This is a genomic window from Synechococcus sp. MIT S9504, from assembly GCF_047497135.1.
Classification (GTDB): domain Bacteria; phylum Cyanobacteriota; class Cyanobacteriia; order PCC-6307; family Cyanobiaceae; genus Synechococcus_C.
In genome coordinates this window covers 2236187-2261676 of sequence record NZ_CP138942.1, presented here as the reverse complement: position 1 = coordinate 2261676, position 25490 = coordinate 2236187, and the positions used below count along the sequence as shown (strand labels likewise).

Here is a 25490-nt window from a genome sequence, read left to right as displayed (position 1 = left end):
AGCGTAAGAGAGCTCAGATCAGCTCGCTCAGGGCCCCTGAAGGATGTTCAGACGCTGGCCGGTCTCGAAGCATCTCGAAGTCCGCGAAGTCGAAACCGGGTCCGACACAGCAGCTCACCAAGGAGTACTGCCCTTCTGAGCGTGCTGCCATCCAGTGGCCTGCGGGCACCACGTGAACAGGATTGTGCATGGAGAGCACGTGCTGTACGGCCTGGCCTCCCTGCGGTTCAAGCGTCCAGAGACTCAGTGGTGTTCCCTGCAGATGGGTCCAGACCTCATCGGCCTGATGAACCGCATGCCAGCGGCTTCTGGACCCTGCATCGAGCAGATAGAGGATGCTGGTGATTGCGGCCCGCTGCTGACCATCGGCACGGGTGACCCGTGATGGGCTCCGATATAGCTCACGGAACCAACCACCCTCTGGATGTTGCTCGAGGCTCCATTCCAGAATCAGTTGATTCACCACCTCCATCGGCGAGCGATTCGTTGATGGGGACTCCTCAGGCATTGGCTCCATCAGTTCAGGGGTTTGCTGAAACGCATCAAGCCCCAACTGAGCTTTCCTGACTGTCCACCATCAACCCAATGGCCAAGACCCGTATCCATCCGCTCCAGATAACCGGGTGTGATGCTGCATTCAAGATCCTTTCGCCGCCGTCGCAATTCCAGTCGCACTCTGCTGTAGTGCTCGATCAGCATGGGTGTGCGGTCATGCCATGCAGTCCTTGTGAGTCCCGCTTCGCTTGCCCAGTGTTGATAACGCTCCGGTGATCCGAGATCAGCAAGGTGAATGCGATCGAGAATCGCCGTGAGTGAATCAGCGTTGACGCCATCCGCTGCCATGGGGTCGGTCATCACCATGACGCCGCCGGGTTTCAGCAAACGAGCTGCTTCCCGCATCACTCTTGGGCGGTCACCGGAGTGGAGAATCGCGTCCTGGCTCCAGATCACATCGGCGCAGCCATCGGGCAGAGGCACCGCCTCGAAGGATGCATCGTGGACAGTGATCCGCTCAGAGAGGCCGGCCTCTTGATTGAGCAGCCGATGTCGGTTGTTCTCAACCGCGGAGATGTTGATGGCATCCACCCGGATACCAGGACTGTCGCAGAGTCGTCGGGCTGCACCTCCGTAGCCGGACCCGAAGTCCACAACCTGCAGTGTGGTCGCTGTGTCTGAGGCTGGAGGCTGCCCCATCAGTGCAATCAGCGCGTCGACAGTTCGACGGCTTGCGGTTGCGATCGGTTCCTCGGGGCTCTCGTAGAGGCCGATGTGAATGTCCTCACCGCCCCAGATGCCTGCGTAAAACCGATCGGCATCATCACTGTCGTAGTAATCGGCTGCGGTGCTGGCTGCGGCGGAATAAGCGCTCGTCATCGCTCAGATCGCTGTGATGTCGGTGTCGAACAGATATTCCTTCTCAGCCACATGCACGTAGAAGTCGGGATCATCGTGGCCGCGTTGATAGTCGCCGTAGCTGGTGATCCTCTGGAAGCCCACCTCGCGCATCAGACGCCGCACGTAGCCGTGGCGCAGCGGGAACATGTTCAGGTGATAAGTGCTGCCATCGCTGAAGGCGTAACGGAAACGGGCCAGTCCATCGTCGACGTGTTCCGGTCCCACTTCGACGTCCTTGCCGCAGTAGACATTGCTCTTGCCGCTTGTGGAGGTTCCCTCCAGCAGACGGTCATAGTTGCGGTGGTCCAGGATCAGAATGCCGTTGTGCTTCAGCACCGCGTAGTACTCGGCCAAAGCCTTGCGACGATCCCGCTCGCGGAACAGATGGGTGAATGAATTGCCCAGGCAAATCACGGCGTCGTACTCGCCGTGGATGTCGCGGTTCAGAAAGCGCCAGTCGGCATGAACCGTGCGCATCAGCAGGTCGCGTTCCCTGGCGTTTTTGAAGGCACGGGCAAGCATGTTGGGGCTGCCATCCACGCTGACGACATCGAAGCCTTCGCGCAGAAGTCGGACGGAATGGAATCCCGTGCCTGTGGCCACATCCAGCACCGATCGGGCACCGTGCTCGTGCAGTAAGCGCACAAAGAAGTTGCCCTCAGCTTCTTCCCTGGCATCCCAATCAATCAGGCGATCCCAGCGGTCTGCGAACTGCTCGATGTATTCCTGCTGATAATGATCTGTTTCCCTGACGCGTTCGGGTCGCTGCCCGAAGCGTTGCGAATCATCGGATTCCGCTGACGGTTGGCTTCTGAGTGTGGTCATGCCGGTCGAATCCTCTATGCGCGGGGGCGTGCGAAGGACAGCAGCGGCGCTGTCTGACAGCTCGTCACCGACCCTCTGAGCTGTGTCGACATTGCGAAACGGGCTCAATTGGCAACCTAATCACGGCGTTTGGAGCTGTCAGCTACGCGGACGCAGGCTTGGGCAAACGGATCGTGCCTGATCGCTGATCAGCGGTCAGGCCACTGCTATAAGCAGCTCAGACTTGGGCGGAGGCTCTGAAGTGCAATCAGAGATCTCCATCGAGTCGGTCTGGAAGCTTTTTGGCGGATCCTCCTCTGAGTTGATCGAGCAGCTGCGCTCGGGCGTGGATCCTGAGCTTCTTTATGCCAGTCGTGGCGTGCGGGCTGCTGTTCAGAATGTCTCGATGGAGATTCTCGCCGGCGAGATCTTTGTGGTGATGGGGCTTTCCGGTTCAGGCAAATCCACTCTGCTGAGAATGTTGAATGGACTGATCTCTCCCTGCGCAGGGGAGGTGATTGTTCAGGGTTGTTCGCTCAACGCGATGACCGGACAGCAGCTGGCGGAGCTGCGCCGTCATCAGATGGCGATGGTTTTTCAGTCGTTTGCGCTCTTCCCGCATCGCAGCGTGCTTGAAAATGCAGCTTTTGGCCTTGAGGTTGCGGGCATGCCACGCAAGGCGAGGATCGATCGTGCCATGCAGGCTCTTGAGCGTGTAGGGCTGGCTGCAGAGGCCCGCAAACGCCCGCGTGAACTGTCCGGTGGGATGCAGCAGAGAGTTGGTCTGGCCAGAGCCCTGGCCCTTGACCCGCCGATTCTGCTGATGGATGAGGCCTTCTCTGCACTGGACCCCTTGATCCGCAAGGACATGCAGGATCTGTTGCTGGAGCTGCAGGAGGAGCAGCGTCGCACGGTGGTGTTCATTTCCCATGATCTTGATGAGGCGATCAGGATCGGTGACCGGATCGCCTTGATGCAGGACGGGCGGCTTCTGCAGTGCGACACCGCACAGCGGTTGTTGCATCACCCCGCCAATGATGAGGTCAAACGCTTTTTCCGCGACGTCGATGTGGCGTCCGTTCTGACCGTGGAGGCGATTGCGCAGCCTCCCCTTCATCAGCAGGTGTGTGATCTGGACGAACTCCTGCCTGATCAAGGGGACGTCACGGTGTACGTGACGGATCGTCTGCAGCATTTGCGTGGTGTTTTGCGAGCAGGTCGCGGCTGGTTCGACGTGGCGGCCATCAGGACGTTGTCAGCCGAAACATCCGTGAAGGAAGCCATTGATGTGGTGGCGAACAGTTCCGAGCCGGTGCCAGTGCTGGATCACGAGAAGCGCCTGCTGGGCGTGATCAGCCCGCGTCAATTGCTGCTCGCAATGGAGGGAGGCGCCTGATGCTGATCCTTGCCGCTGCCTCTCAAGCCGGTTGGCTCGGTCAGGCGATCGATCTCTGTGTTGCGTGGTTGTTGGCCAATGCCCAGGGATTGTTTGATGTGATCAAGGCGTCGGTCCTGGCCCTGGTCTCGGTCACCGCTTGGTTGCTGGAGTGGCCGCCGGCCTGGTTGTTCGCTCTGATCACCGCGGCGCTTGGGCTCTGGCGAGTCAATGGGGGGTTCGCTCTGTTTGTTTTGCTCGGTTTCAACCTTGTGCTTTCGATGGCGCTGTGGAGCGAGATGATCGCCACCCTCTCGCTGGTGCTGACTGCGTCAGGCCTTGCTCTGCTGATCGGCCTTCCACTTGGCATTCTTTCGGCACGTTCACGACTGGTGTGGAGGCTGGTGCGCCCTTGCCTGGATCTGATGCAGACCATGCCGGCTTTTGTCTATCTGATTCCGGCTGTGATGTTGTTCAGCACGGGCGCTGTTCCTTCGATCCTGGCCACGCTGATTTTTGCCATGCCACCGGTGGTCCGGCTCACGCACCTGGGAATCGTTCAGGTTCCGGATGACCTCATCGAAGCCGGTCGCTCCTTTGGTTGTACTGATCGACAGTTGCTCTGGAAGGTGCAGATGCCCAATGCCGTTCCCACCGTGATGACCGGGGTCAACCAGACGATCATGCTGTCACTTTCCATGGTCGTGATCGCTTCGATGATCGGTGGTGGCGGTCTCGGTGATGTCGTGTTGCGTGGAATTCAGCAGCTTGATGTGGGGATGGGCTTTGAAGGAGGGATCGCCGTGGTGATTTTGGCGGTGATCCTCGACCGACTCAGTCAGAGCTTTGCCGGTCGTCGTGGATCATCACTGCAAGAGCGTTTGCGCGCTTGGATGTCTCTGTGGAGGGCTTCATGAGCGCTCGACAGATCCGACGACGAGCTTTTCTGCTCGGAGGCCTTGGGGTCGCGGGGATCTCCGCTGCAAGCCTGGTCAAGCTCAGTGCTCCTTCCACCTCGCTCAGTTCTTCAGCCTCCTCCGGGCAGGAAGGTTTGGAGGCCCCTCGCAGTTCACTGCCCGGTTCTGCATCCGCACGCCCCACACTGCGCCTTGGTTGGTCACCCTGGGCTGATGCTGAGGTGGTGAGCCTCATTGCTCAGACTGTGATCCAGCAGGCTTACAACGTGAGGGTCGAGCGTGTTCTCGCCGATATCGGCATTCAGTACGCCTCACTGGCCCGTGGTGATCTGGATCTGATGCTGATGGCATGGTTGCCGTTGACGCATCGTGACTATTACCGGCGGGTACGCGATCGGCTCGTCGACTTTGGCTCGATGTACTCAGGCCGTTTGGGCTGGGTGGTTCCGGACTATGTGCCTGCTTCGGATCTCTCCTCCATTGCTGATTTACGCGATCCTTCTCTGGCGGCCCGCTTCGACAACCGCGTGCAGGGGATTGACCCCGGTTCGGGTCTGAATCAGGCCTCGGTCGAAGCACTCAAGAGTTATCGCCTCAATGATCTGGAGCTGGTGGCGTCCAGCAGTGCTGCAATGACGGCGGTGCTTGATCAGGCGATCCGTCAGCAACGTTGGGTGGTGGTCACCAGCTGGACTCCCCACTGGATGTTCGCTCGTTACAAGTTGCGTTTTCTTCAGGATCCGCAACGGGTGTTCGGCGGTATCGAGTGGATTCATGCGCTTGGTCGTCCTGAACTGGATCTGGAGATGCCAGATGTGGCCGGTTTCCTCACGCGTTTCTACTTGCCTGATCAGGAGATGTCGGATCTTCTGCTGCAGGCCAATGAGCAGTCGGCCGAGGCCGCTGTTGACGACTACATCGCATCGCATCCGGCGCGCGTTCGCTACTGGAGCACCGGCGAGATTGCCTCAGGCTGATGACTCTCGGGAATCAAAGGTATCGGCGCAATGGCTGCTGCAGAACCATGCATGCACCTGACCTCTCTGTCGATGTGGCGTGGAGGGCTTGATGTGGACCTGCATTCCGCAGATCGGATCCGTTGATTCCTTCACGTAGGTCGCGGGTTCTGCGTCGAAATGCTGCGCGCAGCGTGAGCTGCAGAACAGAATCGTCTCCTTGGCGTGTTCACGCCGGCTGCCTGGCTTCGCGGGATTGACGCTCATCCCGCAGACGGGATCTTTGTCTTGCTTCTCGAGGTCTGTGGAGTTGTCATGACTCACCTCAGGGGTGGTTGCGGGTTCTGGCTCGGTCTGCTGATCGAAGTGCTCAGCGCAGTGATCCGAGCAGAACCAGAATTGTTGGCCATTCCGCTTCCGCGTGGCCGGTGCGTTGGCTTTCTCCACCTGCATTCCGCAGATCGGATCGAGGGCATATCCGGCACCGCCTCCGAAGCGTTCTTTGTTGCGAGCCAGCCACCAAGACATCACAAGAATGCTGAGGGCGACCAGATTGAGCCATGTGGTGCTGTTCCAGCCGATCGACAGGCTCTGCCCAGCATTGATTCGAAGGTCAGGAATCAGTCCTGAGATTCGGAACAGTCCCTCAACGGCCAGGCCGCTGATGGACATCAACAGCCAGAGGCCGAGCAGCATGCGCAGAGCCAGGCGCGGTCCGTAGTACTTCCTGTAGATCAACAGCAGCGGCAATGTGATCAGGTCAGCGAAGATGAACGCGATCACGCCACCGAAGGACACGCCCCCAGTCCATAAAGCCGCTGCCATAGCAACGTTGCCGACGGAGCAGACGAAGCTGATGATGGCGATCAGGGGGCCAATCAATGCGTTCTGGATCGATGTCCAGATCCCCTGGTTCTGCATGAATACAATCCGCCAGAGCGCGTCCGGCACCAGGGTGCTGAGCATGCCGGCCACCACAAAGCCGATCAGCAGCTCTTTGCGCAGCATCGTTAGATCGGCCAGCGCATAACTGGCGGCGTTGGCCCAGGTCGCTGGTGAGCGCAGCCTGCTTCCAAGACGCTCCGGTTTGGACGACCCGGCGTCCGCGGCATTGGCGATGGCACTTTCCCGCAGCCTCTCCTGGGCAGGTCGAGTGAGGCGAACAGGGAACAGATGGGTTCCCCACCACGCCAGCAGAATGATCATCAGTGGACCGCCGATGAACTCAGCTGCGGCAAACTGCCAGCCCAGCAGCACGATCAGGACCAGCCCGAGCTCAAGCACGAGATTGGTGGAGGCCACCATGAATACCTGGGCCGTGATGAAGTCGGCACCTCTGGCGAAGAGATTTTTGCTCATGGCCGAAGCGGCGTAGGAGCAGGACGACGACACCATGCCCAGCCCGGAGGCGCGCAGAATCGCTCCCGGCTTGTGTGATCCCATCACGCGTTCCATGGCGTTGCGGCTTGCACAGGCCTGCACCAAGCCCGAGAGGCAGAAGCCGAGCACCAGAGGCCACAGCGTTGCCCAGAACATCAGCCATCCGCTCCAGAGCGATTGACCGATCAGCAGCGGTGCCACCTGGTTGATGTCCATGAATGGCTCAATGGGTCTGATCTCTTGATAGGCACGTTTTGGATCTCGCCCCAGACCATCCGTTGCATTGATGGGGCGATGCGGCTTTGAGTTGTCTGGACAGCAAGCCAGCAAAAAGCCCCCTCGTGAGAGGGGGCTTTCCGATTCAGCTAAAGCCGAATCTCTTGGAGACTTCAGCCTCAGCCGATGGCGGGAGCTTGCAGAGCCACAGGAGTGGACTCAGCAGCAGCCAGGTCGAGGGGGAAGTTGTGAGCGTTGCGCTCGTGCATCACTTCCATGCCGAGGTTGGCGCGGTTCAGCACATCAGCCCAGGTGTTCAGGACGCGGCCCTGACCATCAAGGATGGACTGGTTGAAGTTGAAACCGTTCAGGTTGAAGGCCATGGTTGACACGCCCAGGGCGGTGAACCAGATGCCGACAACGGGCCAGGCAGCCAGGAAGAAGTGCAGGCTACGGCTGTTGTTGAAGGAGGCGTATTGGAAGATCAGGCGACCGAAGTAACCGTGGGCAGCCACGATGTTGTAGGTCTCTTCCTCTTGGCCGAACTTGTAGCCGTAGTTCAGTGAATCGTTCTCAGTGGTTTCGCGAACCAAGGAGGAGGTCACCAGTGAACCGTGCATGGCGGAGAACAGTGAACCACCGAAGACGCCAGCCACACCAAGCATGTGGAAGGGGTGCATCAGGATGTTGTGCTCGGCCTGGAACACCAACATGAAGTTGAAGGTGCCGGAGATGCCCAGGGGCATGCCGTCAGAGAAGGAACCCTGACCGAAGGGGTACACCAGGAACACGGCGGAGGCAGCAGCCACAGGTGCGCTGTAAGCAACGCAGATCCAGGGACGCATGCCGAGGCGGTAGGAGAGTTCCCACTCGCGACCCATGTAGCAGAAGATGCCGATCAGGAAGTGGAAGACAACCAGCTGGTAGGGACCGCCGTTGTACAGCCACTCGTCGAGAGAAGCAGCTTCCCAGATGGGATAGAAGTGAAGGCCGATGGCGTTCGAGGAGGGCACAACAGCACCGGAGATGATGTTGTTGCCGTAGATCAGGGAGCCGGCGACGGGCTCACGGATGCCGTCGATGTCGACGGGGGGTGCTGCGATGAACGCAACGATGAAGCAGGTGGTGGCAGCCAGCAGGGTGGGGATCATCAGCACACCGAACCAGCCCACATAAAGGCGGTTGTTGGTGGAGGTGACCCACTCGCAGAACTGCTGCCAGCCATTAGCGCCGGAGCGCTGCTGAATGGTGGTGGTCATGAGAACGGGAAAGAAGGTCTCCGAGGAGACGGTTACGGAAGGGCAGGAAGCCCTGCCATCCGTGATTGTAAAGCAACATTGCGCAAGATGTCGGCTGCTTTATGAAGCTGTCGTGAAGAACCATTGAGACCTCGCTCAGGCGTTCTCAGGGACGTGGTTGTTAGCGTCCAGACCATGCAAGGCCTCCTGCAACCGCCTGAGCTTTTGTCTCAGCCCAAGCATTCCGGCGAAAGGGTGCTGTTGGTTCGTCTGCCCTGTAATCCCATTTTTCCGATCGGCCCGATCTATCTCGCTGATCATCTGCATAAATGTTTTCCTGGGGTTCCTCAGCGGATTCTTGATCTGGCTGCTTTGCCGGTTCTTGATGTGCACCGTGTTCTGCGCATCACCATTGATCAGTTCCGCCCCACTCTCCTGGTGTTCTCCTGGAGGGACATTCAGATCTATGCCCCCGTTGATGGTCGGGGTGGGAACCCTCTTCAGAATTCCTTTGAGGTTTTCTATGCCCGCAATCCCCTGAAGCGATTGCACGGTGCCCTTGGTGGACTCCGGCTGATGACCAGCCACTACGGAGAGCTCTCACGCAATCAGGCTCTGGTGCGCAGGGGGCTGCGTCGAGCGAGGCGCCATCGTCCTGAAGCCAGGGCCGTACTTGGCGGAGGTGCTGTTAGCGTTTTCTATGAACAGCTCGGTCGCTCTTTACCGAAGGGAACGATTGTGTCCGTCGGTGAGGGTGAGCCTCTTCTGGAGAAATTGCTTCTCGGTCAATCACTCGAGGGCGAGCGCTGTTTCGTGGTCGGCGAGCCCCCTCGGCCGGGGTTGATCCATGAGCAACCGGAAAGTCGACCGAAAACGGCATGCGACTACGACTACATCGCTTCGATCTGGCCTCAGCTCGACTGGTATCTCGAGGGAGGCGATTTCTACGTTGGAGTGCAGACCAAGCGTGGCTGTCCCCATAACTGCTGTTACTGCGTCTACACGGCTGTGGAGGGTAAGCAGGTACGCCTGAACCCTGTTCAGTCGGTGGTTTCGGAGATGCGTCAGCTCTACGACAGAGGTGTTCGAGGTTTCTGGTTCACCGATGCCCAGTTCATTCCTGCCAAGCGCTACATCGAGGACGCCAAGGAGCTTTTGAGAGCCATCAAGGCGGAGGGTCTCACCGATATCCGCTGGGCTGCCTACATCCGGGCCGACAATCTCGATCCTGAGCTTGCTCAGCTGATGGTCGAGACCGGGATGAGTTACTTCGAAATCGGTATCACCTCAGGATCCCAGGAGCTCGTGCGCAAAATGCGCATGGGCTACAACCTGCGCACGGTGCTGGAAAGCTGCAGGATGCTGGCGGATGCCGGCTTCCGCGACCATGTCTCGGTGAATTACTCGTTCAACGTGATCGACGAGCGTCCGGAGACGATTCGTCAGACCGTTGCCTATCACCGTGAGCTGGAGCGCATCTTTGGCGCCGATCTCGTGGAGCCCGCGATTTTCTTCATCGGGCTGCAGCCCCACACTCACCTGGAGCAGTACGGCTTCGACCAGGGACTGATCAAGCCCGGTTACAACCCGATGAGCATGATGCCCTGGACGGCGCGCAAGCTGCTCTGGAATCCCGAGCCCATGGGCAGCACGTTCGGCAGGATTTGTCTGGAGGCCTTTGATCTTGATCCTTCCGATTTCGGCCGAACCGTGATGTCACTGCTTGAGAGGGATTACGGGGTGGCCCCTCTGCAGGAAGCACTCCGAGCACCGCTTCAGGGTCGAGCCGCCTTAGCCAAGGCTGTGAGCTGACGCCAGAGCAAAACGCTTAAAGCGATGATGCCGATCAGTCCGCCAAGGGGGTTGGCATGGGCTCCTCCGGGGCCGATCAGCCATTGAGGAGCATTGGGGGAGACCTGCAGCAACCCGGCTCGCAGCGCGAACCAGCCGCCGACCAGCCCGCCGTGCAATCCGACGCAACCCCAGAGGGAACCACCGTCTAGACGCCTCTGCACTGCAAGGATCAGACCAAGCAGCCATAAGCCTGTCAGCAGTGCGAGCATCGGCAGAAAACCCTGATCAAATCGGGTGTGCGCGAGGCTGAAAATCAGGGCCTGACCGATGACGGCTGAGCGAGGGCCAGCGAGTACGTTGAGCTCTCCCCATAGCCAGCCCCGGAAGAGCAGTTCCTCCGCCAAGCCCAGTCCGAAACAGAGCAACAAGGCGTTGATGACATCCGCCGTGGTGAGCTCTCCGAGCCAGCGCCCCCAGGATCCAAGCAGCAAGGGCAGGCAGATCAGGGCCAGCAGGCCTGCGGAATGCAGCAGGCCCTGGACCAGGCACGACCCCGGTGATGCCTCGCCGCGGCGGCTGCGAACGCCGAGGGTCAGCCAGGGCTGACGGCTGTTCCAGCGTTGGCGCACCCAGCTGGGTAACACCAGGATGAACAGCACAAACGTGATGACCGTGCCGATCAGCGACAGCCGGGAAGCTGAGACACCAGGAATCAGCAAACCGAGGGGCTGTGCCATCAACCACCCCAGTCCGTAGAGCGCGGGTATCAGGACAATCGCTGAGACCCAGCGGGGTTGAAGGCTGAGCAGGCCATCCCAGGCTTCAGCAGTGGGTTTGACGATTACTCCTCCGGCTCGATTGTGCTGGTGAGCCCTTTGCCCTTGAGCGTTTCGCAGTAGAACTCGGCCGGCTCCAGGTCGCAGACAATCACAAGCCCCACGCCTGTGTTGTGAGCTTCGAGCATCACAGCCATGCAGTCCTGCTCACTGAGTTGGGGAACGACCTGGCGCAAGGTGGTGACCACATACTCCATGGAGTTGACCGGGTCGTTGTGAAGCAGCACTTTGTACCGGGGAGAGCGCTTGCGGACCTGTTCCGGTGCCTTGTCCAGAACGGCTGCTCCACCTGGGCTACGGCTGGGGGTGTCCACCGCCATGACCATGGTTCTCAGATAAATCGAATTTAAAGGGGATGGGAGCACAGCTGGCGAGTCAGAGGGCCTTGATTCGCGCCATGGCGCTGTCGACATTGTCTCGACTGTTGAATGCCGAGAGGCGGAAGTAACCCTCTCCGGCTGCGCCGAAGCCGCTTCCCGGAGTCCCCACCACATTCGCCTGATTGAGCAGATGGTCAAAGAAACCCCAGGAGTCCATGCCATCAGGAGTCTTGATCCACACGTAGGGAGCGTGCTCCCCGCCATAGACGGTGAGGCCAGCTGCGCTGAGTTCGCGACGGATGATCGCGGCATTCTCCATATAGAAGGTCACCAGGTTTTTCACTTCTTGCTGGCCAGCATCGGAGTAAACGGCTTCTGCGCCACGCTGAATGATGTAGCTCACACCGTTGAACTTGGTGCTCTGTCTGCGGTTCCACAGGCCCCAGAGTTCAACCGCCTCGCCGCCCGTGGTTTTGCCCTTGAGTCCTTTGGGAACAACGGTGAGCGCGCAGCGGGTGCCGGTGAAGCCGGCGTTCTTGGAGAACGAGCGGAATTCAATGGCGCATTCACGGGCTCCTTCGATTTCGAAGATCGAGTGGGGAAGGCTCGGGTCCTGAATAAAGGCCTCGTAGGCGGCGTCGAACAGGATCAGAGAGCCGTTGGCGCGGGCATAGTCCACCCAGGCTTTCAGCTGCTCCTTCGTTGCCACGGCACCTGTGGGGTTGTTGGGAAAGCACAGGTAGACCAGATCCACCGGTTCGCTGGGGATCTCGGCAGTGAAGCTGTTGTCGGCACTGATGGGCAAATAGGTCAGACCCGCATAGCGCCCTTCGTCACCGGCATCGCCGGTGTGACCGGCCATCACATTGCTGTCCACGTAGACGGGGTAGACAGGGTCTGTGACGGCGATCTTGTTCCCCGCACCGAGGATGTCCAGGATGTTGCTGCTGTCGCACTTGGAGCCATCGGAAACGAAGATCTCCTCGGCGCTGATGTCACATCCGCGTGCCTGGAAGTCGTGCTTGGCGATGGCCTCCCGCAGCCAGCCGTAACCCTGTTCAGGGCCGTAGCCGTGAAAACCTTCTGCGGTGCCCATCTCATCAATGGCTGTTTTCATCGCCTCGCGACAGGCCTTGGGCAGAGGTTCTGTCACGTCGCCAATGCCTAGGCGGATCAGGGCTGCATCAGGGTTGGCGGCAGCAAAGGCCTTCACCCGACGTCCGATTTCAGGGAACAAATAGCCCGCCTTGAGTTTGAGGTAATTGCCGTTGACCTGAACCACAGAAAGACCGATTTCTGCGGGCATCCTGCTACATACGATGAAGGAAGTCGGGTCGGAAGACCGTGACCGTCGCGTTGAATACATCCATCGCTCCTGTGGCGTTTGATGAGCTGGTGGATGCGGGCATCAACAGGCCGGCTCGCTATATGGGCCATGAGCTCGGCGTAAAGCCAAGGGACTGGAACGGTGCCAGGGTTCGCTGGGCCCTCACTTATCCCGAGCTTTATGAGGTGGGCTCCAGCAATCTGGGCCACATCATTCTCTATTCGATTCTCAATGCCCTGCCTGGGCAGGTGTGTGATCGCTCCTATCTCCCGGCAGCTGATCTGGCCGACCGCCTCAAGCAGCGTGAGCAGGCTCTGTTCGGTGTGGAGAGCCGCTGGCCTCTCAACGCTTTTGACATCCTCGGCTTCAGTCTCAGCTATGAGCTGGGAGCCACCAACATCCTCGAGATGTTGGATCTCTGCAGGGTTCCGATCCGAGCGGCAGACCGCGGAGACCTTCCGCTCAGTGACCCGCAGGCTCCGCCACTGATCTTTGCGGGGGGGCCAACAGCCACAAGTAATCCAGAGCCCTACTCCGCCTTCTTCGATTTCATCGCCCTGGGAGATGGTGAGGAGCTGTTACCGGAGATCGGCCTGGTGCTGGCCGAAGGCAAGCAGGCAGGCCTGACCCGTTCGGATCTGCTGCTTGATCTGGCTCTGGTGCCAGGGGTTTATGTGCCCTCTCTCTATGCTCCGGGCCCGGATGGGGTGGGCCTTGAACCGCTGAAGCCAGGACTGCCCAAGCGGGTGCTTCGGAGGGTTGCCACGCCGATGCCCCATTACGCCATGGGTCTGGTCCCCCATGTGGAAACAGTCCATGACCGGCTGACGGTGGAAATCCGCCGGGGCTGCACGCGTGGCTGTCGTTTCTGCCAGCCGGGCATGCTCACGCGGCCGGCCAGAGATGTGGAGCCCGAAGCCGTGATCGAGGCCGTTGAGACCGGCATGCGTCAGACGGGCTACAGCGATTTCTCACTGCTTTCGCTCAGCTGCAGTGACTACCTTGCGCTCCCTGCTGTGGGAGTGGAGCTGCGTAATCGGCTTGCAGATCGCAATGTCACGCTTCAGCTCCCCAGCCAAAGGGTCGATCGTTTTGACCAGAACATCGCTCACATTCTTGGAGGTGCCCGCAAGGCAGGACTCACGTTCGCTCCGGAAGCCGGCACTCAGCGTCTGCGGGATATCGTCAACAAGGGGCTGACCGACGACGACCTTCTGCAGGGCATCCGTACGGCGATGCAGAACGGTTACCGCAAGGTCAAGCTCTATTTCATGATCGGGCTACCGGGAGAGACCGATGCCGATGTGCTCGGGATCGCCGAAACCTGCCGGATGCTTCAGGAGTGTTGTCGCGACCTGGGCCGCCTCAGCCTCAACACCACCATCAGCAATTTCACACCCAAGCCCCACACGCCTTTTCAGTGGCACAGCGTTTCCACAGCTGAGTTTCTCCGACGTCAGCAACTCCTGCGTGATGCAGGACGAAGCCTTCGGGGTGTGCGCTTCAACTTCACGGATGTGCGCCTTTCGGCGATGGAGGATTTTGTCGGTCGAGGAGACCGGCGACTGGCACCTGTGATCGAAGCGGCCTGGCGTGCCGGTGCGGGGATGGATGCCTGGTTTGAGGCCCTCGATCGCACCCATAACGCCTGGACCACTGCAATTGCAGAGGCCGGGCTTGAAGGCCGTTACCGGCAGATGGAGCTTGGTGGCTGGAGCGCAGTGTCGGCGCTGGATCGTGATGATCTTGAGGCCTTCTGCCGGCAACCCCTGCCCTGGGATCACATTGACAGCGGCATCGACAAGGGCTGGCTGGCGCAGGATCTGCAGCATGCGCTTGCCTCAAGCGTTGTGCCTGACTGCTCGTTTGAGGCATGCAGCAGCTGCGGTGTCTGCGGCCCCGATCTGGGCCACAACGTTGTGGTGGCTCCACCTGAGGTTCCAGTGGCCAGGCCTCAGCAGGCACCACCCAGCGATCGTGCCTGTCGCATTCGCTTTCGTTTCAGCAAAACCGGAGCGATGGCGCTGCTCAGTCATCTGGATCTGGTGCGGCTTCTCGAGCGGGCGTTGCGCAGGACTGAGCTGCCCGTGAGCTTCACAGGTGGATTTCATCCCTTGCCTCGGCTGCAGCTGGCGCTTGCGCTTCCTCTGGGAGTGGAAGGGGAAGGTGAATGGATGGATCTGGAATTTGTGGAGATGGTGGATGCGCTGATGGTGAAGGAGCGTTGGCAGCAGACACTGCCACCGGGATTGCGTTTGATCACGGCTGAAGAAGTGGCCGTGTCATCCCCCAGCCTTGCTCAGCAGTTGCGAACCAGTCGCTGGCGTTTCGTTCTCAGTGGCTCTGAGCTGCTGTCGCGCTGTGAATCCGCTGCCTGGTCGCAGGCCGTCTCGGCACTGCTTGCTCAGCAGGAGCTGATCTGGGAAGACACCGATAAGAAGGGTCGACCGCGTCGTCGTGATGTCCGTGACCTGCTCCAGAGTCTGCGCCTTCTGGGGCAGGCTGAGCCCTCTTCCGGTGCGGTCGGATGCCGTGCGGAGCTGGAGCTGATCGCTTCCGTTGATTCCCAGGGTCGCAGTCTCAAGCCGGCCCAGTTGCAGTTCTGGCTCTCGCAACATCTGGGGTTTGACTTGTCACTCTCCCGTGTTCGACGGGTGGAGCTGACTCTGTTGCAGTGCTAAATTCAAATCAGGACTTCAATCCAGAGGCTTGAGCCACGGATTCGTCCCGGACTTCTTGTCCCAATCATTGTTTGGAACGAGAGGCCTAGGCCTTCTTTCCAGCCAGCGCCCTCGCGCTGACACTGATCTGCTATAGGAGTGATTCACTCCGTGCCATTTCGACCCAAGGGTCTTCTCAAAGCAATTCCAATTCACCCCCGATCTTGGAGCCAGCGGCTCGCTGATCGGCATCTGCCCTGACGGGCGTCGTCAGTTCCTGTTTATGCCCCAGCAAATCGTCATCGCCGAGCAGTTGCGAATCGCAGCGGTTCTGTCCGATGACCGTGTTGATGAGCTGATCGTGGCGCAAGGCCGCTATCAGATCGGTGACGTTTACCTCGGAACAGTGGAGAACGTGCTCCCGGGGATTGACGCCGCCTTTGTGAACATTGGTGAGAGTGAGAAAAACGGGTTCATCCATGTGAGCGACCTGGGTCCGCTGCGGCTCAAAAAAGGCGCCGCAGGCATCACTGAGCTGCTCGAACCGCGCCAGAAGGTTCTGGTTCAGGTGATGAAAGAACCCACCGGCACAAAGGGCCCTCGACTCACCGGAAATCTGGCTCTGCCAGGCCGTTATCTGGTGTTGCAGCCCAGTGGTCAGGGCGTGAATATCTCCCGCCGCATCAGCGCCGAAGGGGAGCGCAATCGCCTGCGAGCTCTGGGTGTGTTGGTGAAACCGCCGGGTGCGGGTCTGCTCATCCGCACGGAAGCGGAGGGAGTCAGTGAAGACCTGCTCATTGATGATCTCGAGTCCTTGCTGCGTCAGTGGGAAGCGATTCAGAAAGCTGCTGAAACCGCTTCGCCGCCTGTTCTGCTCAATCGGGACGAGGATTTCATCCATCGGATTCTCAGAGATCACACCGGCCCTGAGCTGGCTCGCGTGGTGCTCGATGATGCCGCCGCCGTCGACCGAGTGACCACCTTCCTGGGCCAGGAAGGGTCCAACGTGTCGGTGGAGGCACACACCGAATCCGACGAGCTGCTTGAGCACTTCAAGGTGAATGCGGCCATCCGTGATGCGTTGAAACCGAGGGTGGATCTTCCATCCGGCGGCTACGTGATCATCGAGCCCACGGAAGCTCTCACCGTGATTGACGTGAACTCGGGTTCGTTCACCCGTTCCGCCAATGCCCGTGAGACCGTTCTCTGGACCAACTGCGAAGCCGCTGTCGAGATTGGACGGCAGTTGAAGCTCCGCAATATCGGGGGTGTGATCGTCGTCGACTTCATCGACATGGATTCCCGGCGTGATCAGCTTCAGTTGCTGGAGCACTTCATGACAGCGATGCGCAATGACACGGCACGCCCTCAGATTGCGCAACTCACCGAGCTGGGATTGGTTGAGATGACGCGCAAGCGTCAGGGTCAGAACATTTACGAGCTGTTCGGTCGAGTCTCCCCTGGTTACGAGGCAGTGCTTCCTGGTAAGGATCTTCCTCAGCCTCAAGCTGCTGCCACAGGCCTTGTGAGGTCAGCAACATCGGTGCGTGCGGAAGTCCCTGCCTCTGCTGACTCAGGGGGAGGCCGCCGCCGTCGGGGTGGCCGCGGCCGGCCTAATGGATCCACTGAGACCAAGTTGGTTGATTCGACCCTGGAGACCACTGTTGCCGGTGAATCCACATCGGAGGCCATGGAGCCTGCGGGCGCTAACCGCCGTCAGGATCCTGAACTGGTCGCTGTGCCGATGGACGACGACCAGGAAAGGGTTTTTGGCTGGTTGGGTCTGAATCCTGTGCTTCTGCTGGATCCACCTCCTGAAAATGACAACCTGCTGGTGCGTGTGGTGCGACCGGGGGAAGATGCCGACTCGGTCCTGGAGGACGCGAGACAGCAGCTCGCTGCCAGTTCAGGTCGCCGCCGTCGTCGCGGCTCCCGTGGAGGTCGAGGAGGTGGGCGCAATGGTTCAACCGCTCCGACAGCTTCGCCCGTGTCTGCCTCGGGTACCGCTGAAGAAGCACCATTGCTGGTTGAGATCACCCCGCTGGAGGTGACCCCCACCAACGACGTCCCGACACCGTCGCAAACGGCTGCTGGACCTGAGTCACAGCTTCCTGAACCCGTTGCAGCAGCAGTCGCCGAGCCTGAGAAGCCCGTTGAAGAGGCCCGCCCGGGCCGTCGCCGTCGACGATCTTCCGCCACCGCCGAGTGATTGTTGGCGTTGATGAGGTTGGCCGTGGATGCTGGTTCGGCCCTGTCTTCGCTGCGGCGGTCAGCCTCACTGATGCCGCCGCGAATGAACTCTCCGATCTCGGCCTGACCGACAGCAAAGCCCTCTCTCCCAAGCGCCGAGCTGCGCTGGTTCCCGAGATTGAAGCTCGAGCGACCAGCTGGGCACTTGGGCAGGCGGCCGCGCGTGATGTGGATGCTAAGGGGATCAGGGTGGCGACGGAGCTCGCCATGCTTCGTGCTCTTCAAAAACTTTCCCAGGTCCCAGAGTTGGTTCTGGTGGATGGAGTGCTGCCTCTGCGTCTCTGGACAGGCGCTCAGCGCACCATCGTGCGTGGTGACAGCTGTGAGGCCTCGATTGCTGCCGCCAGCGTGCTGGCAAAGGAGGCGCGCGATGCCTTGATTCGTCGTCTGGCGCAACATTTCCCTGGTTACGCACTGGAACGCCATGCCGGATATGGCACCGCTCAACATCGAGCGGCCCTGCTGGCCTCAGGTCCCACTCCGATGCATCGTCACACCTTCCTCACCAAGGTGTTTTCCGGGGTCTGAGCGCTGCTCCGTACTTGTGGTCTCCTCGGCCTCGGCCGGTTGCAGTGCCCAGTCTTCAAAATCTCGCACCAGCTGTCGCCCGACCCGACCTTTGATCGTCATCAGGATGCCGTTCAGGATTGACTCGCCGGTGCTTTCCAGCACTCGTCTTGGAATCAGCTTCAGCAGTGGTGGCTGGCTGACATGGACTCCGAGCTTGGCCTCGCCCTGCAAGCCGTGATCCGCCACTTCGAGCAATGCTTCCAGGCTCAGCTGGAAGTCATCGACAAGGCCAAGTCCATCCAGAGTTGCATCGGTCGCCTGAATGGCGATCGTTCCATCACCCTGCTCGATCTTCAGCGAAACGACAGGACAGACCTGCAGCTGAAACACTTGCAGTGTGGTGACGGTGTATCGGTAACGGCCAGGCCCGATTCTGTCGAGCTGACGCGCATCCAGAAGAGCTTTGATCACCCGGTCTTCCTGTCGCAGGTAGCTGCGCAGGTGTTCACTCTGGTTGGCGACCGGCAGATCGAGATGCTGACTGGCGCGGAAGGCAAGGGTCATGCCCCTTGTGCTGACGCGGCATGATCCTATCGATGCAAGTGCTTGGATCCATGCCGATTCGGATGGCGTTTCTTGGGCCGGAAGGCACCTATGGAGAGCGAGCGGCCAAGGAGATGATCCGGCTTGAACAGATCAGTGACGCTGCGTTGGTGGCATGCACCGGGCTGCGTTCAGTGGTCGACCATGTTGCTGATGGCCGTTGTCAGGCTGCTGTGGTGCCTGTTGAGAACTCGGTGGAGGGTGGTGTCACGGCCAGTCTTGATGCCCTCTGGTCTCATCCCGATCTGTGTATTCGACGCGCTTTGGTTCTGCCGATCCGCCACGCCCTGCTCAGTAGTGGTTCGATTGAGAGCGTGACTGAGGTTCTGTCTCACCCTCAGGCGCTGGCGCAATGCAGCGGCTGGTTGGCAACCCATCTGCCGCAGGCGCTCCAACTACCGACCACATCCACGGCGGAAGCCGCTCGGATGGTCAAAGGCAGCCGTTTCAGAGCAGCGATTGCGGATCGCTCCGTTGGCGAACTGCAGGGTCTCGGGGAACTGGCGTTCCCGGTGAATGATGTTGTGGGCAACAGGACCCGCTTTCTGCTGCTGCATCGCGGAGAGCGTCTGCGTGATGGGCAGATCGCAAGCCTGGCCTTCTCTCTGCATCGCAATGCTCCTGGGGCCCTGATCGAAGCTCTTCAGGCGATTGCCGGCCTGGGCCTGAACATGAGCAGAATCGAGTCGAGACCGTCGAAACGCGAGTTGGGTGAATACGTGTTCTTTGTGGATGTGGAGTTGCCAGCTTCCTGTGTGGATGACGTGCTGAGCAAACTCGAGGCCCTTCTCAGCCCGCTGTGTGAGCATCTGGCCAATTTCGGCGCTTATCCCAGCTCGGAATTCAACTAATCAGAGGCGAGGCGAAACACGCCGAACTGCATCATTCCCCGGGCGAATGCCCAGCGCATCAACAACATCGTTGGAGTTTCGCGCAGGCCTTGAAGCAGAGCGGGCGGGCCGAGTTTGAGCACGGCGGCGGGCCGTCGGAACCCTTCCAGGATCGATTCATTCCAGGAAGGGAGAGTCGCCCTGGTCCAGTCTGCTGTATCGATCAGCCCCCTGCGTTGACAGCTGCTTTCCAGGTTGTGCTGGAACCCCGGGATGCTGGCGAATTCGGGATGAGCCCACTGAGTGAGCAGCTGGTGCATCACCCAGCGCTCCCGGGCATCCAGCGCACCGTCGCGAGGATCGCGACGGTTCCAATCAGCGACAGCCAATGCTCCACCCGGTTTCAGAACCCTGAGGAGTTCATCAGCAAACCGTTGCTTATCCGGCATGTGGGGGCCTGCCTCCACACTCCACACCGCGTCGAATTCAGCGTCCGCAAGATTCAGGTTCAGCGCGTCCATCACGGCAAAGCGGCAGGACAGGTTGTCCGGCGTTAGATCCGTGGCCCGTTGGATCTGTGCGGGACTGATGCTGATGCCGAGTACGTCAAAGCCATAGTCCCTGGCGAGAATCCTGGCGCTGCCGCCGATCCCGCAGCCCACATCGAGCACCCTTGATCCGGGGGGCAGGCGATCCAACCCACTCCAATGCACGAGTTCGTGCACGAAATCGGCTTTGGCACGGCGGAAATCCCGTCGAATCGGAGGATCTCCGTAATGTCCAAGATGCACGTGCTCCCCCCAGAGGGTCTCGAGCAGCCGGTCTTCAGTCCAGGCGTCATAGGCAGAAGCGACGCTTTCACTGGAGTGATAGGTCCGGCTACGTCGAGTCCAGAGTCCATAAGCCCCTGCAGCGGCGGCGAGACCGATCACGGCCGGAGCCAGAAAAGTGGTGAGAGACATCAACCGTTGCCGGAATCGGCGGAGGAGAGGGTGTCGCGCAGCACGGTGCGTGCAGCCAGCTGACGACGGGTTTCATCGAGCATTTCGAACTCCTGTTCGAGACGGGTACGGGTACTCGTGAGCTCAAGAAGTTCCTGCTGTTGATCTGCCACGGGGCCACCCAGGTGAGCACCGATCCAGAACGACAGCTCTCTTGGCAGGTCGGGCAGATCCTCAGGAAGTGCGGTGGGGGAATCGGTGAGCTTGCCTGTCAGTTCCACCACATCTCTGAGGGCTTTGGTGACGGAATCGCTGAGGGTGTGAAGCTGATCGAGATCGCTCTCAGGCTCATCCTCAATCCAGCTCACCATGGCCGTACGGAAAGGCGTCTCACGGGTCACATTCAGCACCCGAAAACGCTGTTGTCCGAGCGTCACGATGTTGCTGCGACCGTCCTCCCCCGTCTGATGCTGGATCACTTCGGCACAACAGCCGATGGTCGCCATGCTTTGGCTGCGGGGGTCCCAACGGACGACACCAAAGCGTCGATCGGTTTCCAGGACGCTCTGCAGCATCATCCGATAGCGCGACTCAAAAATGTGCAGGGGCAGCACGTCGCTGGGGAACAGAACGACATCCGGCAGAGGAAATAACGGAAGCTCTCTGACGGACAGGTCAGCCACGCAGGAAATTGTCGAGGGCTCGAATCCTAGGCAGCTGACTGAATGAACGGGCTCGGCTCAGAGCTTGACCTCAATATCCACGCCGCTGGGCAGATCGAGCTTCATCAGAGCATCGATTGTCTTGGCGGAAGGGCTGTAGATATCGATGATTCGGCGGTGGGTCCTGGTCTCGAAATGTTCCCTGGAATCCTTGTCCACATGGGGTGAGCGAAGAACGCAGTAAATCTTGCGCTTGGTCGGCAGGGGAATGGGCCCGATCGCCGTTGCTGCAGTGTTATCGGCGGTTTCAATGATTTTGTCGCAGGACAGATCCAGCATGCGGCGGTCAAACGCCTTGAGGCGGATGCGGATCTTCTGCTGGGCGATTGCAGTGGACATGAAGCGCGAAGAAATCTCCTGCGGAGATCACGAGAGGTGGATTGTCGAGGTGCAGATCGAACGGATTTGAGCAACGTTCGAGTCATTTTGGAATGTTAAAGGATGGCCTGACAGCAGTCAGACCATCCATGTGATCATCCCGTTCTAGATCACTCGATGATCTTGGAGACGACGCCTGCGCCGATGGTGCGACCACCCTCGCGGATAGCGAAGCGCATGCCCATTTCCATCGCGACCGGGCAGATCAATTCGCCGGTCATCTTGATGTTGTCTCCAGGCATCACCATTTCCACGTTGCTGCCATCCTCCGCGGTGAAGGCGGTGATCTGACCGGTCACGTCCGTGGTGCGGATGTAGAACTGCGGGCGGTAGCCAGCAAAGAAAGGCGTATGGCGGCCACCTTCCTCTTTTTTGAGAACGTAAACCTGACCCTCAAATTTGGTGTGAGGGGTGATCGATCCTGGCTTCACGAGCACCATGCCGCGCTCGATGTCTTCCTTCTGAATGCCACGAAGCAGCAGACCCACATTGTCACCAGCCATGCCCTCATCGAGCAGCTTGCGGAACATCTCCACACCGGTGACGGTGGTTTTGCGTGGCTCTCTGATGCCGACGATTTCCACTTCTTCGCCAACCTTGACGATGCCTCGCTCAATACGACCTGTCGCCACGGTGCCGCGGCCGGTGATGGAGAAGACATCCTCAACAGCCATGAGGAAAGGCTTGTCAACTTCGCGCTCTGGCTCAGGGATGTTGGCATCAACAGCCGCCATCAGCTCCTCGATCTTGGACTCCCATTCAGCGTCGCCTTCGATCGCCTTCAGGCCGGAGACCTGCACCACGGGGATATCGTCGCCGGGGAAGTCGTAGCTGGAGAGCAGTTCGCGGATCTCCATTTCCACCAGTTCGATGATCTCCTCGTCATCGACCATGTCGCACTTGTTCAGTGCAACCACCAGGGCGGGCACGCCAACCTGTTTGGCCAGCAGGATGTGCTCCTTGGTCTGGGCCATGGGACCGTCGGTTGCGGCACACACGAGGATGGCGCCATCCATCTGAGCGGCACCGGTGATCATGTTCTTCACATAGTCCGCGTGGCCAGGACAGTCGACGTGGGCGTAGTGACGCGAGTCGGTCTCGTATTCGACGTGAGCGGTATTGATGGTGATCCCGCGCTCGCGCTCTTCAGGAGCGCCGTCGATATCGGCATAGTCCTGAACCTCTGCCTGTCCCTTTTTGGCGAGCACGTTGGTGATCGCGGCGGTGAGGGTTGTTTTGCCGTGGTCAACGTGGCCGATCGTGCCGATGTTGACGTGGGGCTTGTTCCTTTCGAACTTCTCGCGTGCCATTTTGGTTAAAGAATCGGGGGTGGAATTAAAAGGGGGTAGAGATCAGGAATTGCCCTGATTCTTGGAGATGATGGCCTCGGCCACATTGCGAGGAACATCCTCATAGTGGCTGAATTCCATCGAGAAAATACCCCGACCCTGGGTCATGGATCGGAGCTCGGTGGCATAGCCGAACATCTCGGCCAAGGGCACCTTGGCCGAGACTTTTGACGTGCCATCGTCAATTGCCTGACCTTCGACCTGGCCCCTGCGAGAGGACAGGTCGCCGATGATCGAGCCGAGGAAATCCTCGGGGACCTCGACCTCGACCTTCATCATCGGCTCAAGAAGCACTGGATTGCACTTCTTGACGGCGTCCTTGAAGGCCATCGAACCGGCAATCTTGAATGCCATCTCCGACGAGTCCACATCGTGATATGAACCGTCGACCATGGTGACTTTGACGTCGATCATGGGGAATCCAGCAATCACGCCGGACTCACAGGTCTCCTTCATGCCCATTTCCGAAGGCTTGATGAATTCCTTGGGGACGACACCACCAACAATCTTGTTGATGAATTCAAAGCCGGATTCGGGTTCACCCGGCTCCATTTCGATCACCACGTGGCCGTACTGACCCTTACCGCCGGTCTGACGAGAGAATTTGCCCTCGCCTCGTGATGCCGCGCGAATGGTTTCGCGATAGGAGACCTGAGGAGCACCGATATTGGCTTCCACCTTGAATTCGCGCAGCATCCTGTCGACCAGGATCTCCAGGTGGAGCTCACCCATGCCGGCAATCACGGTCTGACCAGTCTCTGAATCAGTTCTCACACGGAAGGTGGGATCTTCTTCAGCCAGTGCGACAAGAGCTTTGGAGAGTTTCTCCATATCACCCTTCGTCTTGGGCTCAACCGCCACGGAAATGACCGGTTCCGGAACAAACAGTGTCTCAAGGACAATCGGATCCTCAACCGAGCACAGAGTGTCTCCGGTGGTTGTGTTCTTCAGACCCAGAACAGCGCCCAGATCGCCAGCTCGTAGTGCATCGACTTCCTCTCGGTCATCGGCCTTCAGCACCACCAGCCTGGAAATACGCTCTTTGCTGTCCTTGGTTGAGTTGAGGACGTAGCTGCCCTTCTCGAGAACACCGGAGTACATCCGAACAAAGGTGAGCTTGCCGTAGGGATCGGCCATCACCTTGAAGGCCAGAGCACTGAAAGGCGCTTTGTCGTCGGAGGGGCGAACAGCTTCCTTGCCATCGGGCAGGACTCCCTGGATGGGAGGAACATCCACTGGTGCAGGCAGATAGTCGACAACCGCATCGAGAACAAGCTGCACACCTTTGTTCTTGAAAGCGGAGCCACAAAGCACCGGCACAAGGCCATGCCTCAGAACTCCTTCGCGGATGCCGTTTTTGAGCTCCTCAATCGAAAGCTCACCGGTTTCCAGGAATTTCTCGATCAGGTTTTCGTCGTTCTCGGCAACGGTTTCCATCAGGACGTTGCGCCATTCATCCACCTGATCCTTCATCTCAGCCGGAACATCGGTGACTTCGATGTTCTGACCGAGATCGTCTTTGTAGATATGCGCCTGATTGGCCACGAGATCAATGATGCCGCTCAGTTCGCCTTCAGCGCCGATGGGCAGCTGAATCGGAACGGCATTCGCTTTGAGGCGATCCTTGATCTGACCGTGGACCTTGAGGAAGTCGGCGCCGGTGCGATCCATCTTGTTGACGAACACCATCCGGGGAACGGAATAGCGGTCGGCCTGACGCCAGACGGTTTCTGACTGAGGCTGGACGCCACCAACCGCGCAGAAGACGGCAATCACACCATCAAGCACGCGCATGGAGCGCTCCACCTCGATGGTGAAGTCCACGTGGCCAGGCGTATCGATGATGTTGATGCGGTGATCCTTCCAGCTGGTGGAAATTGCCGCAGCAGTGATGGTGATGCCCCGCTCGCGCTCCTGGGCCATCCAGTCGGTCACTGCCGCACCGTCGTGCACTTCACCGATCTTGTGAACCACACCTGAATAGAACAGAATCCGTTCTGTCGTGGTGGTTTTGCCCGCATCAATGTGGGCAGCGATACCAATATTTCTGACGCGTTCCAGGGGAAAGGCGCGAGCCACAGGAAACTCCGGGGTGGGGCGTAAAAAGGCGGGTGAGATCCTACAGGTCCGCCCTGAGCAATCGAGGCTTCAGGGCAGGCTTGGATCAGTAGCGGTAGTGGGCGAATGCCTTGTTGGCTTCGGCCATCTTGTGGGTTTCTTCCCGCTTGCGAACGGCACTGCCGGCTTCATTGGCAGCATCCATCAGTTCACCAGCAAGCTTCTGAGCCATGCTGCGACCGTTGCGAGCGCGGGAAAAACTGACAAGCCAGCGCAGAGCCATGGCTGTGCCGCGCTCCTGGCGCACTTCCATGGGCACCTGATAGGTGGCACCTCCGACGCGTCGTGCACGGACCTCCACAAGAGGAGTCGCGTTCTTCACGGCCGTCTCGAAAAGCTCGATGGGATCACCACCAGTGCGGTCGCCGATCAGGCTGAAGGCATCGGACAGGATGCGCTGTGCCGTGGACTTCTTCCCGTGCTTCATCAGCCGGGCCACAAGCATGGTGGCAAGTCGGTTGTTGAACTGGGGATCAGGGAGGACCGGGCGCTTGACGGCGGCGTTACGGCGTGACATGGACTGTCAGATGAAAAGGAACAGAAAGGGGTGAAGGGAATGGATGGAACGATC

Annotated in this window: 23 protein-coding genes; 8 read left to right on the top strand and 15 right to left on the bottom strand. The window is 59.4% G+C overall.

The annotated features are described in order from the left end of the window. Positions 1-13 precede the first annotated feature (13 nt). From SIB58_RS12590 to SIB58_RS12580, 3 genes are read right to left on the bottom strand one after another with little or no spacing between them, the layout of a single operon-like run. Positions 14-517 (bottom strand): cupin domain-containing protein, encoded by a 504-nt coding sequence (locus SIB58_RS12590; RefSeq protein WP_066904630.1) that lies wholly within the window; start codon positions 515-517, stop codon positions 14-16. Beyond that, positions 517-1374 (bottom strand): SAM-dependent methyltransferase, encoded by an 858-nt coding sequence (locus tag SIB58_RS12585; protein ID WP_067326363.1) that lies wholly within the window; start codon positions 1372-1374, stop codon positions 517-519. The genes SIB58_RS12590 and SIB58_RS12585 overlap by 1 nt, the downstream gene beginning before the upstream one ends. 3 nt (positions 1375-1377) lie before the next feature. Continuing rightward, positions 1378-2220 (bottom strand): class I SAM-dependent methyltransferase, encoded by an 843-nt coding sequence (locus tag SIB58_RS12580; protein ID WP_066905010.1) that lies wholly within the window; start codon positions 2218-2220, stop codon positions 1378-1380. A 241-nt stretch (positions 2221-2461) separates the two neighbouring features. Here SIB58_RS12580 and SIB58_RS12575 point away from each other — a divergent pair, with 241 nt between their 5' ends. From SIB58_RS12575 to SIB58_RS12565, 3 genes are read left to right on the top strand one after another with little or no spacing between them, the layout of a single operon-like run. Continuing rightward, the gene (locus SIB58_RS12575) at positions 2462-3595 is read left to right on the top strand and encodes a quaternary amine ABC transporter ATP-binding protein (protein WP_066905009.1); all 1134 of its coding nucleotides are present in this window, start codon (positions 2462-2464) and stop codon (positions 3593-3595) included. Further along, the gene (locus tag SIB58_RS12570) at positions 3595-4491 is read left to right on the top strand and encodes an ABC transporter permease (RefSeq protein WP_066904627.1); all 897 of its coding nucleotides are present in this window, start codon (positions 3595-3597) and stop codon (positions 4489-4491) included. The genes SIB58_RS12575 and SIB58_RS12570 overlap by 1 nt, the downstream gene beginning before the upstream one ends. After that, the gene (locus tag SIB58_RS12565) at positions 4488-5468 is read left to right on the top strand and encodes a glycine betaine ABC transporter substrate-binding protein (RefSeq protein ID WP_067326469.1); all 981 of its coding nucleotides are present in this window, start codon (positions 4488-4490) and stop codon (positions 5466-5468) included. Before SIB58_RS12570 ends, SIB58_RS12565 begins: the two co-directional genes overlap by 4 nt. Here SIB58_RS12565 and SIB58_RS12560 read toward each other — a convergent pair. Both SIB58_RS12560 and psbA read right to left on the bottom strand, forming a co-directional pair. Beyond that, positions 5460-7043, bottom strand: coding sequence for a permease (locus tag SIB58_RS12560; RefSeq protein WP_156486650.1), 1584 nt, complete (start codon positions 7041-7043; stop codon positions 5460-5462). The genes SIB58_RS12565 and SIB58_RS12560 overlap by 9 nt on opposite strands. A 179-nt stretch (positions 7044-7222) precedes the next feature. Beyond that, positions 7223-8302: a photosystem II q(b) protein gene (psbA, locus tag SIB58_RS12555; RefSeq protein WP_066904623.1), complete on the bottom strand. Its 1080-nt coding sequence runs from the start codon at positions 8300-8302 to the stop codon at positions 7223-7225. A 174-nt stretch (positions 8303-8476) separates the two neighbouring features. Between psbA and SIB58_RS12550 the strand changes: the two genes are divergently transcribed. After that, positions 8477-10093, top strand: a complete 1617-nt coding sequence (locus SIB58_RS12550; protein ID WP_066904621.1) for a photosystem II high light acclimation radical SAM protein — start codon at positions 8477-8479, stop codon at positions 10091-10093. Here the strand turns inward: SIB58_RS12550 and SIB58_RS12545 are convergent. The 3 genes from SIB58_RS12545 to SIB58_RS12535 form a co-directional block, all read right to left on the bottom strand. Continuing rightward, entirely contained in the window at positions 10057-10812 is a 756-nt protein-coding gene (locus SIB58_RS12545; protein ID WP_082823331.1) for a CPBP family intramembrane glutamic endopeptidase, read from the bottom strand. The two genes, SIB58_RS12550 and SIB58_RS12545, sit on opposite strands and share 37 nt — an antisense overlap. A 104-nt stretch (positions 10813-10916) precedes the next feature. Then, positions 10917-11237, bottom strand: coding sequence for an ATP-dependent Clp protease adapter ClpS (gene clpS, locus SIB58_RS12540; protein WP_066904616.1), 321 nt, complete (start codon positions 11235-11237; stop codon positions 10917-10919). A 49-nt stretch (positions 11238-11286) separates the two neighbouring features. Further along, positions 11287-12513 (bottom strand): LL-diaminopimelate aminotransferase, encoded by a 1227-nt coding sequence (locus tag SIB58_RS12535; protein ID WP_066905005.1) that lies wholly within the window; start codon positions 12511-12513, stop codon positions 11287-11289. Between the two features lie 146 nt (positions 12514-12659). Between SIB58_RS12535 and SIB58_RS12530 the strand changes: the two genes are divergently transcribed. The 3 genes from SIB58_RS12530 (at position 12660) to SIB58_RS12520 (ending at position 17996) form a co-directional block, all read left to right on the top strand. Continuing rightward, complete coding sequence (locus tag SIB58_RS12530) at positions 12660-15239, top strand: TIGR03960 family B12-binding radical SAM protein (RefSeq protein WP_231856960.1); 2580 nt, start codon at positions 12660-12662, stop codon at positions 15237-15239. Positions 15240-15501: 262 nt separating this feature from the next. Further along, complete coding sequence (locus tag SIB58_RS12525) at positions 15502-17427, top strand: Rne/Rng family ribonuclease (protein WP_067326076.1); 1926 nt, start codon at positions 15502-15504, stop codon at positions 17425-17427. Beyond that, positions 17424-17996, top strand: coding sequence for a ribonuclease HII (locus SIB58_RS12520; RefSeq protein ID WP_066904607.1), 573 nt, complete (start codon positions 17424-17426; stop codon positions 17994-17996). The genes SIB58_RS12525 and SIB58_RS12520 overlap by 4 nt, the downstream gene beginning before the upstream one ends. On the opposite strand, the gene SIB58_RS12515 is transcribed toward SIB58_RS12520, so the two are convergent. Next, on the bottom strand, positions 17937-18542 hold the full coding sequence (locus tag SIB58_RS12515; protein ID WP_066904604.1) for a DUF1997 domain-containing protein: 606 nt from the start codon (positions 18540-18542) through the stop codon (positions 17937-17939). The two genes, SIB58_RS12520 and SIB58_RS12515, sit on opposite strands and share 60 nt — an antisense overlap. A 50-nt stretch (positions 18543-18592) precedes the next feature. On the opposite strand from SIB58_RS12515, the gene pheA reads away from it, so the two are divergent. Continuing rightward, complete coding sequence (gene pheA, locus SIB58_RS12510; RefSeq protein WP_066905003.1) at positions 18593-19432, top strand: prephenate dehydratase; 840 nt, start codon at positions 18593-18595, stop codon at positions 19430-19432. Here the strand turns inward: pheA and SIB58_RS12505 are convergent. The 6 genes from SIB58_RS12505 to rpsG all read right to left on the bottom strand — a co-directional run bounded on the left by SIB58_RS12505 (position 19429) and on the right by rpsG (position 25436). Beyond that, a complete protein-coding gene (locus SIB58_RS12505; protein ID WP_066904602.1) occupies positions 19429-20373 on the bottom strand; it encodes a methyltransferase domain-containing protein in 945 nt (314 codons plus the stop codon). The genes pheA and SIB58_RS12505 overlap by 4 nt on opposite strands. Beyond that, positions 20373-21035, bottom strand: a complete 663-nt coding sequence (locus tag SIB58_RS12500; RefSeq protein WP_066904599.1) for an LON peptidase substrate-binding domain-containing protein — start codon at positions 21033-21035, stop codon at positions 20373-20375. The genes SIB58_RS12505 and SIB58_RS12500 overlap by 1 nt, the downstream gene beginning before the upstream one ends. Positions 21036-21092: 57 nt before the next feature. Further along, positions 21093-21413, bottom strand: coding sequence for a 30S ribosomal protein S10 (gene rpsJ, locus SIB58_RS12495; RefSeq protein WP_006042265.1), 321 nt, complete (start codon positions 21411-21413; stop codon positions 21093-21095). A gap of 149 nt (positions 21414-21562) precedes the next feature. Then, positions 21563-22762: an elongation factor Tu gene (gene tuf, locus SIB58_RS12490; protein WP_066904596.1), complete on the bottom strand. Its 1200-nt coding sequence runs from the start codon at positions 22760-22762 to the stop codon at positions 21563-21565. 42 nt (positions 22763-22804) lie between these two features. Further along, entirely contained in the window at positions 22805-24880 is a 2076-nt protein-coding gene (gene fusA / locus SIB58_RS12485) for an elongation factor G (protein ID WP_066904593.1), read from the bottom strand. Positions 24881-24965: 85 nt separating this feature from the next. After that, entirely contained in the window at positions 24966-25436 is a 471-nt protein-coding gene (gene rpsG, locus SIB58_RS12480; protein ID WP_066904590.1) for a 30S ribosomal protein S7, read from the bottom strand. Positions 25437-25490 lie beyond the last annotated feature (54 nt).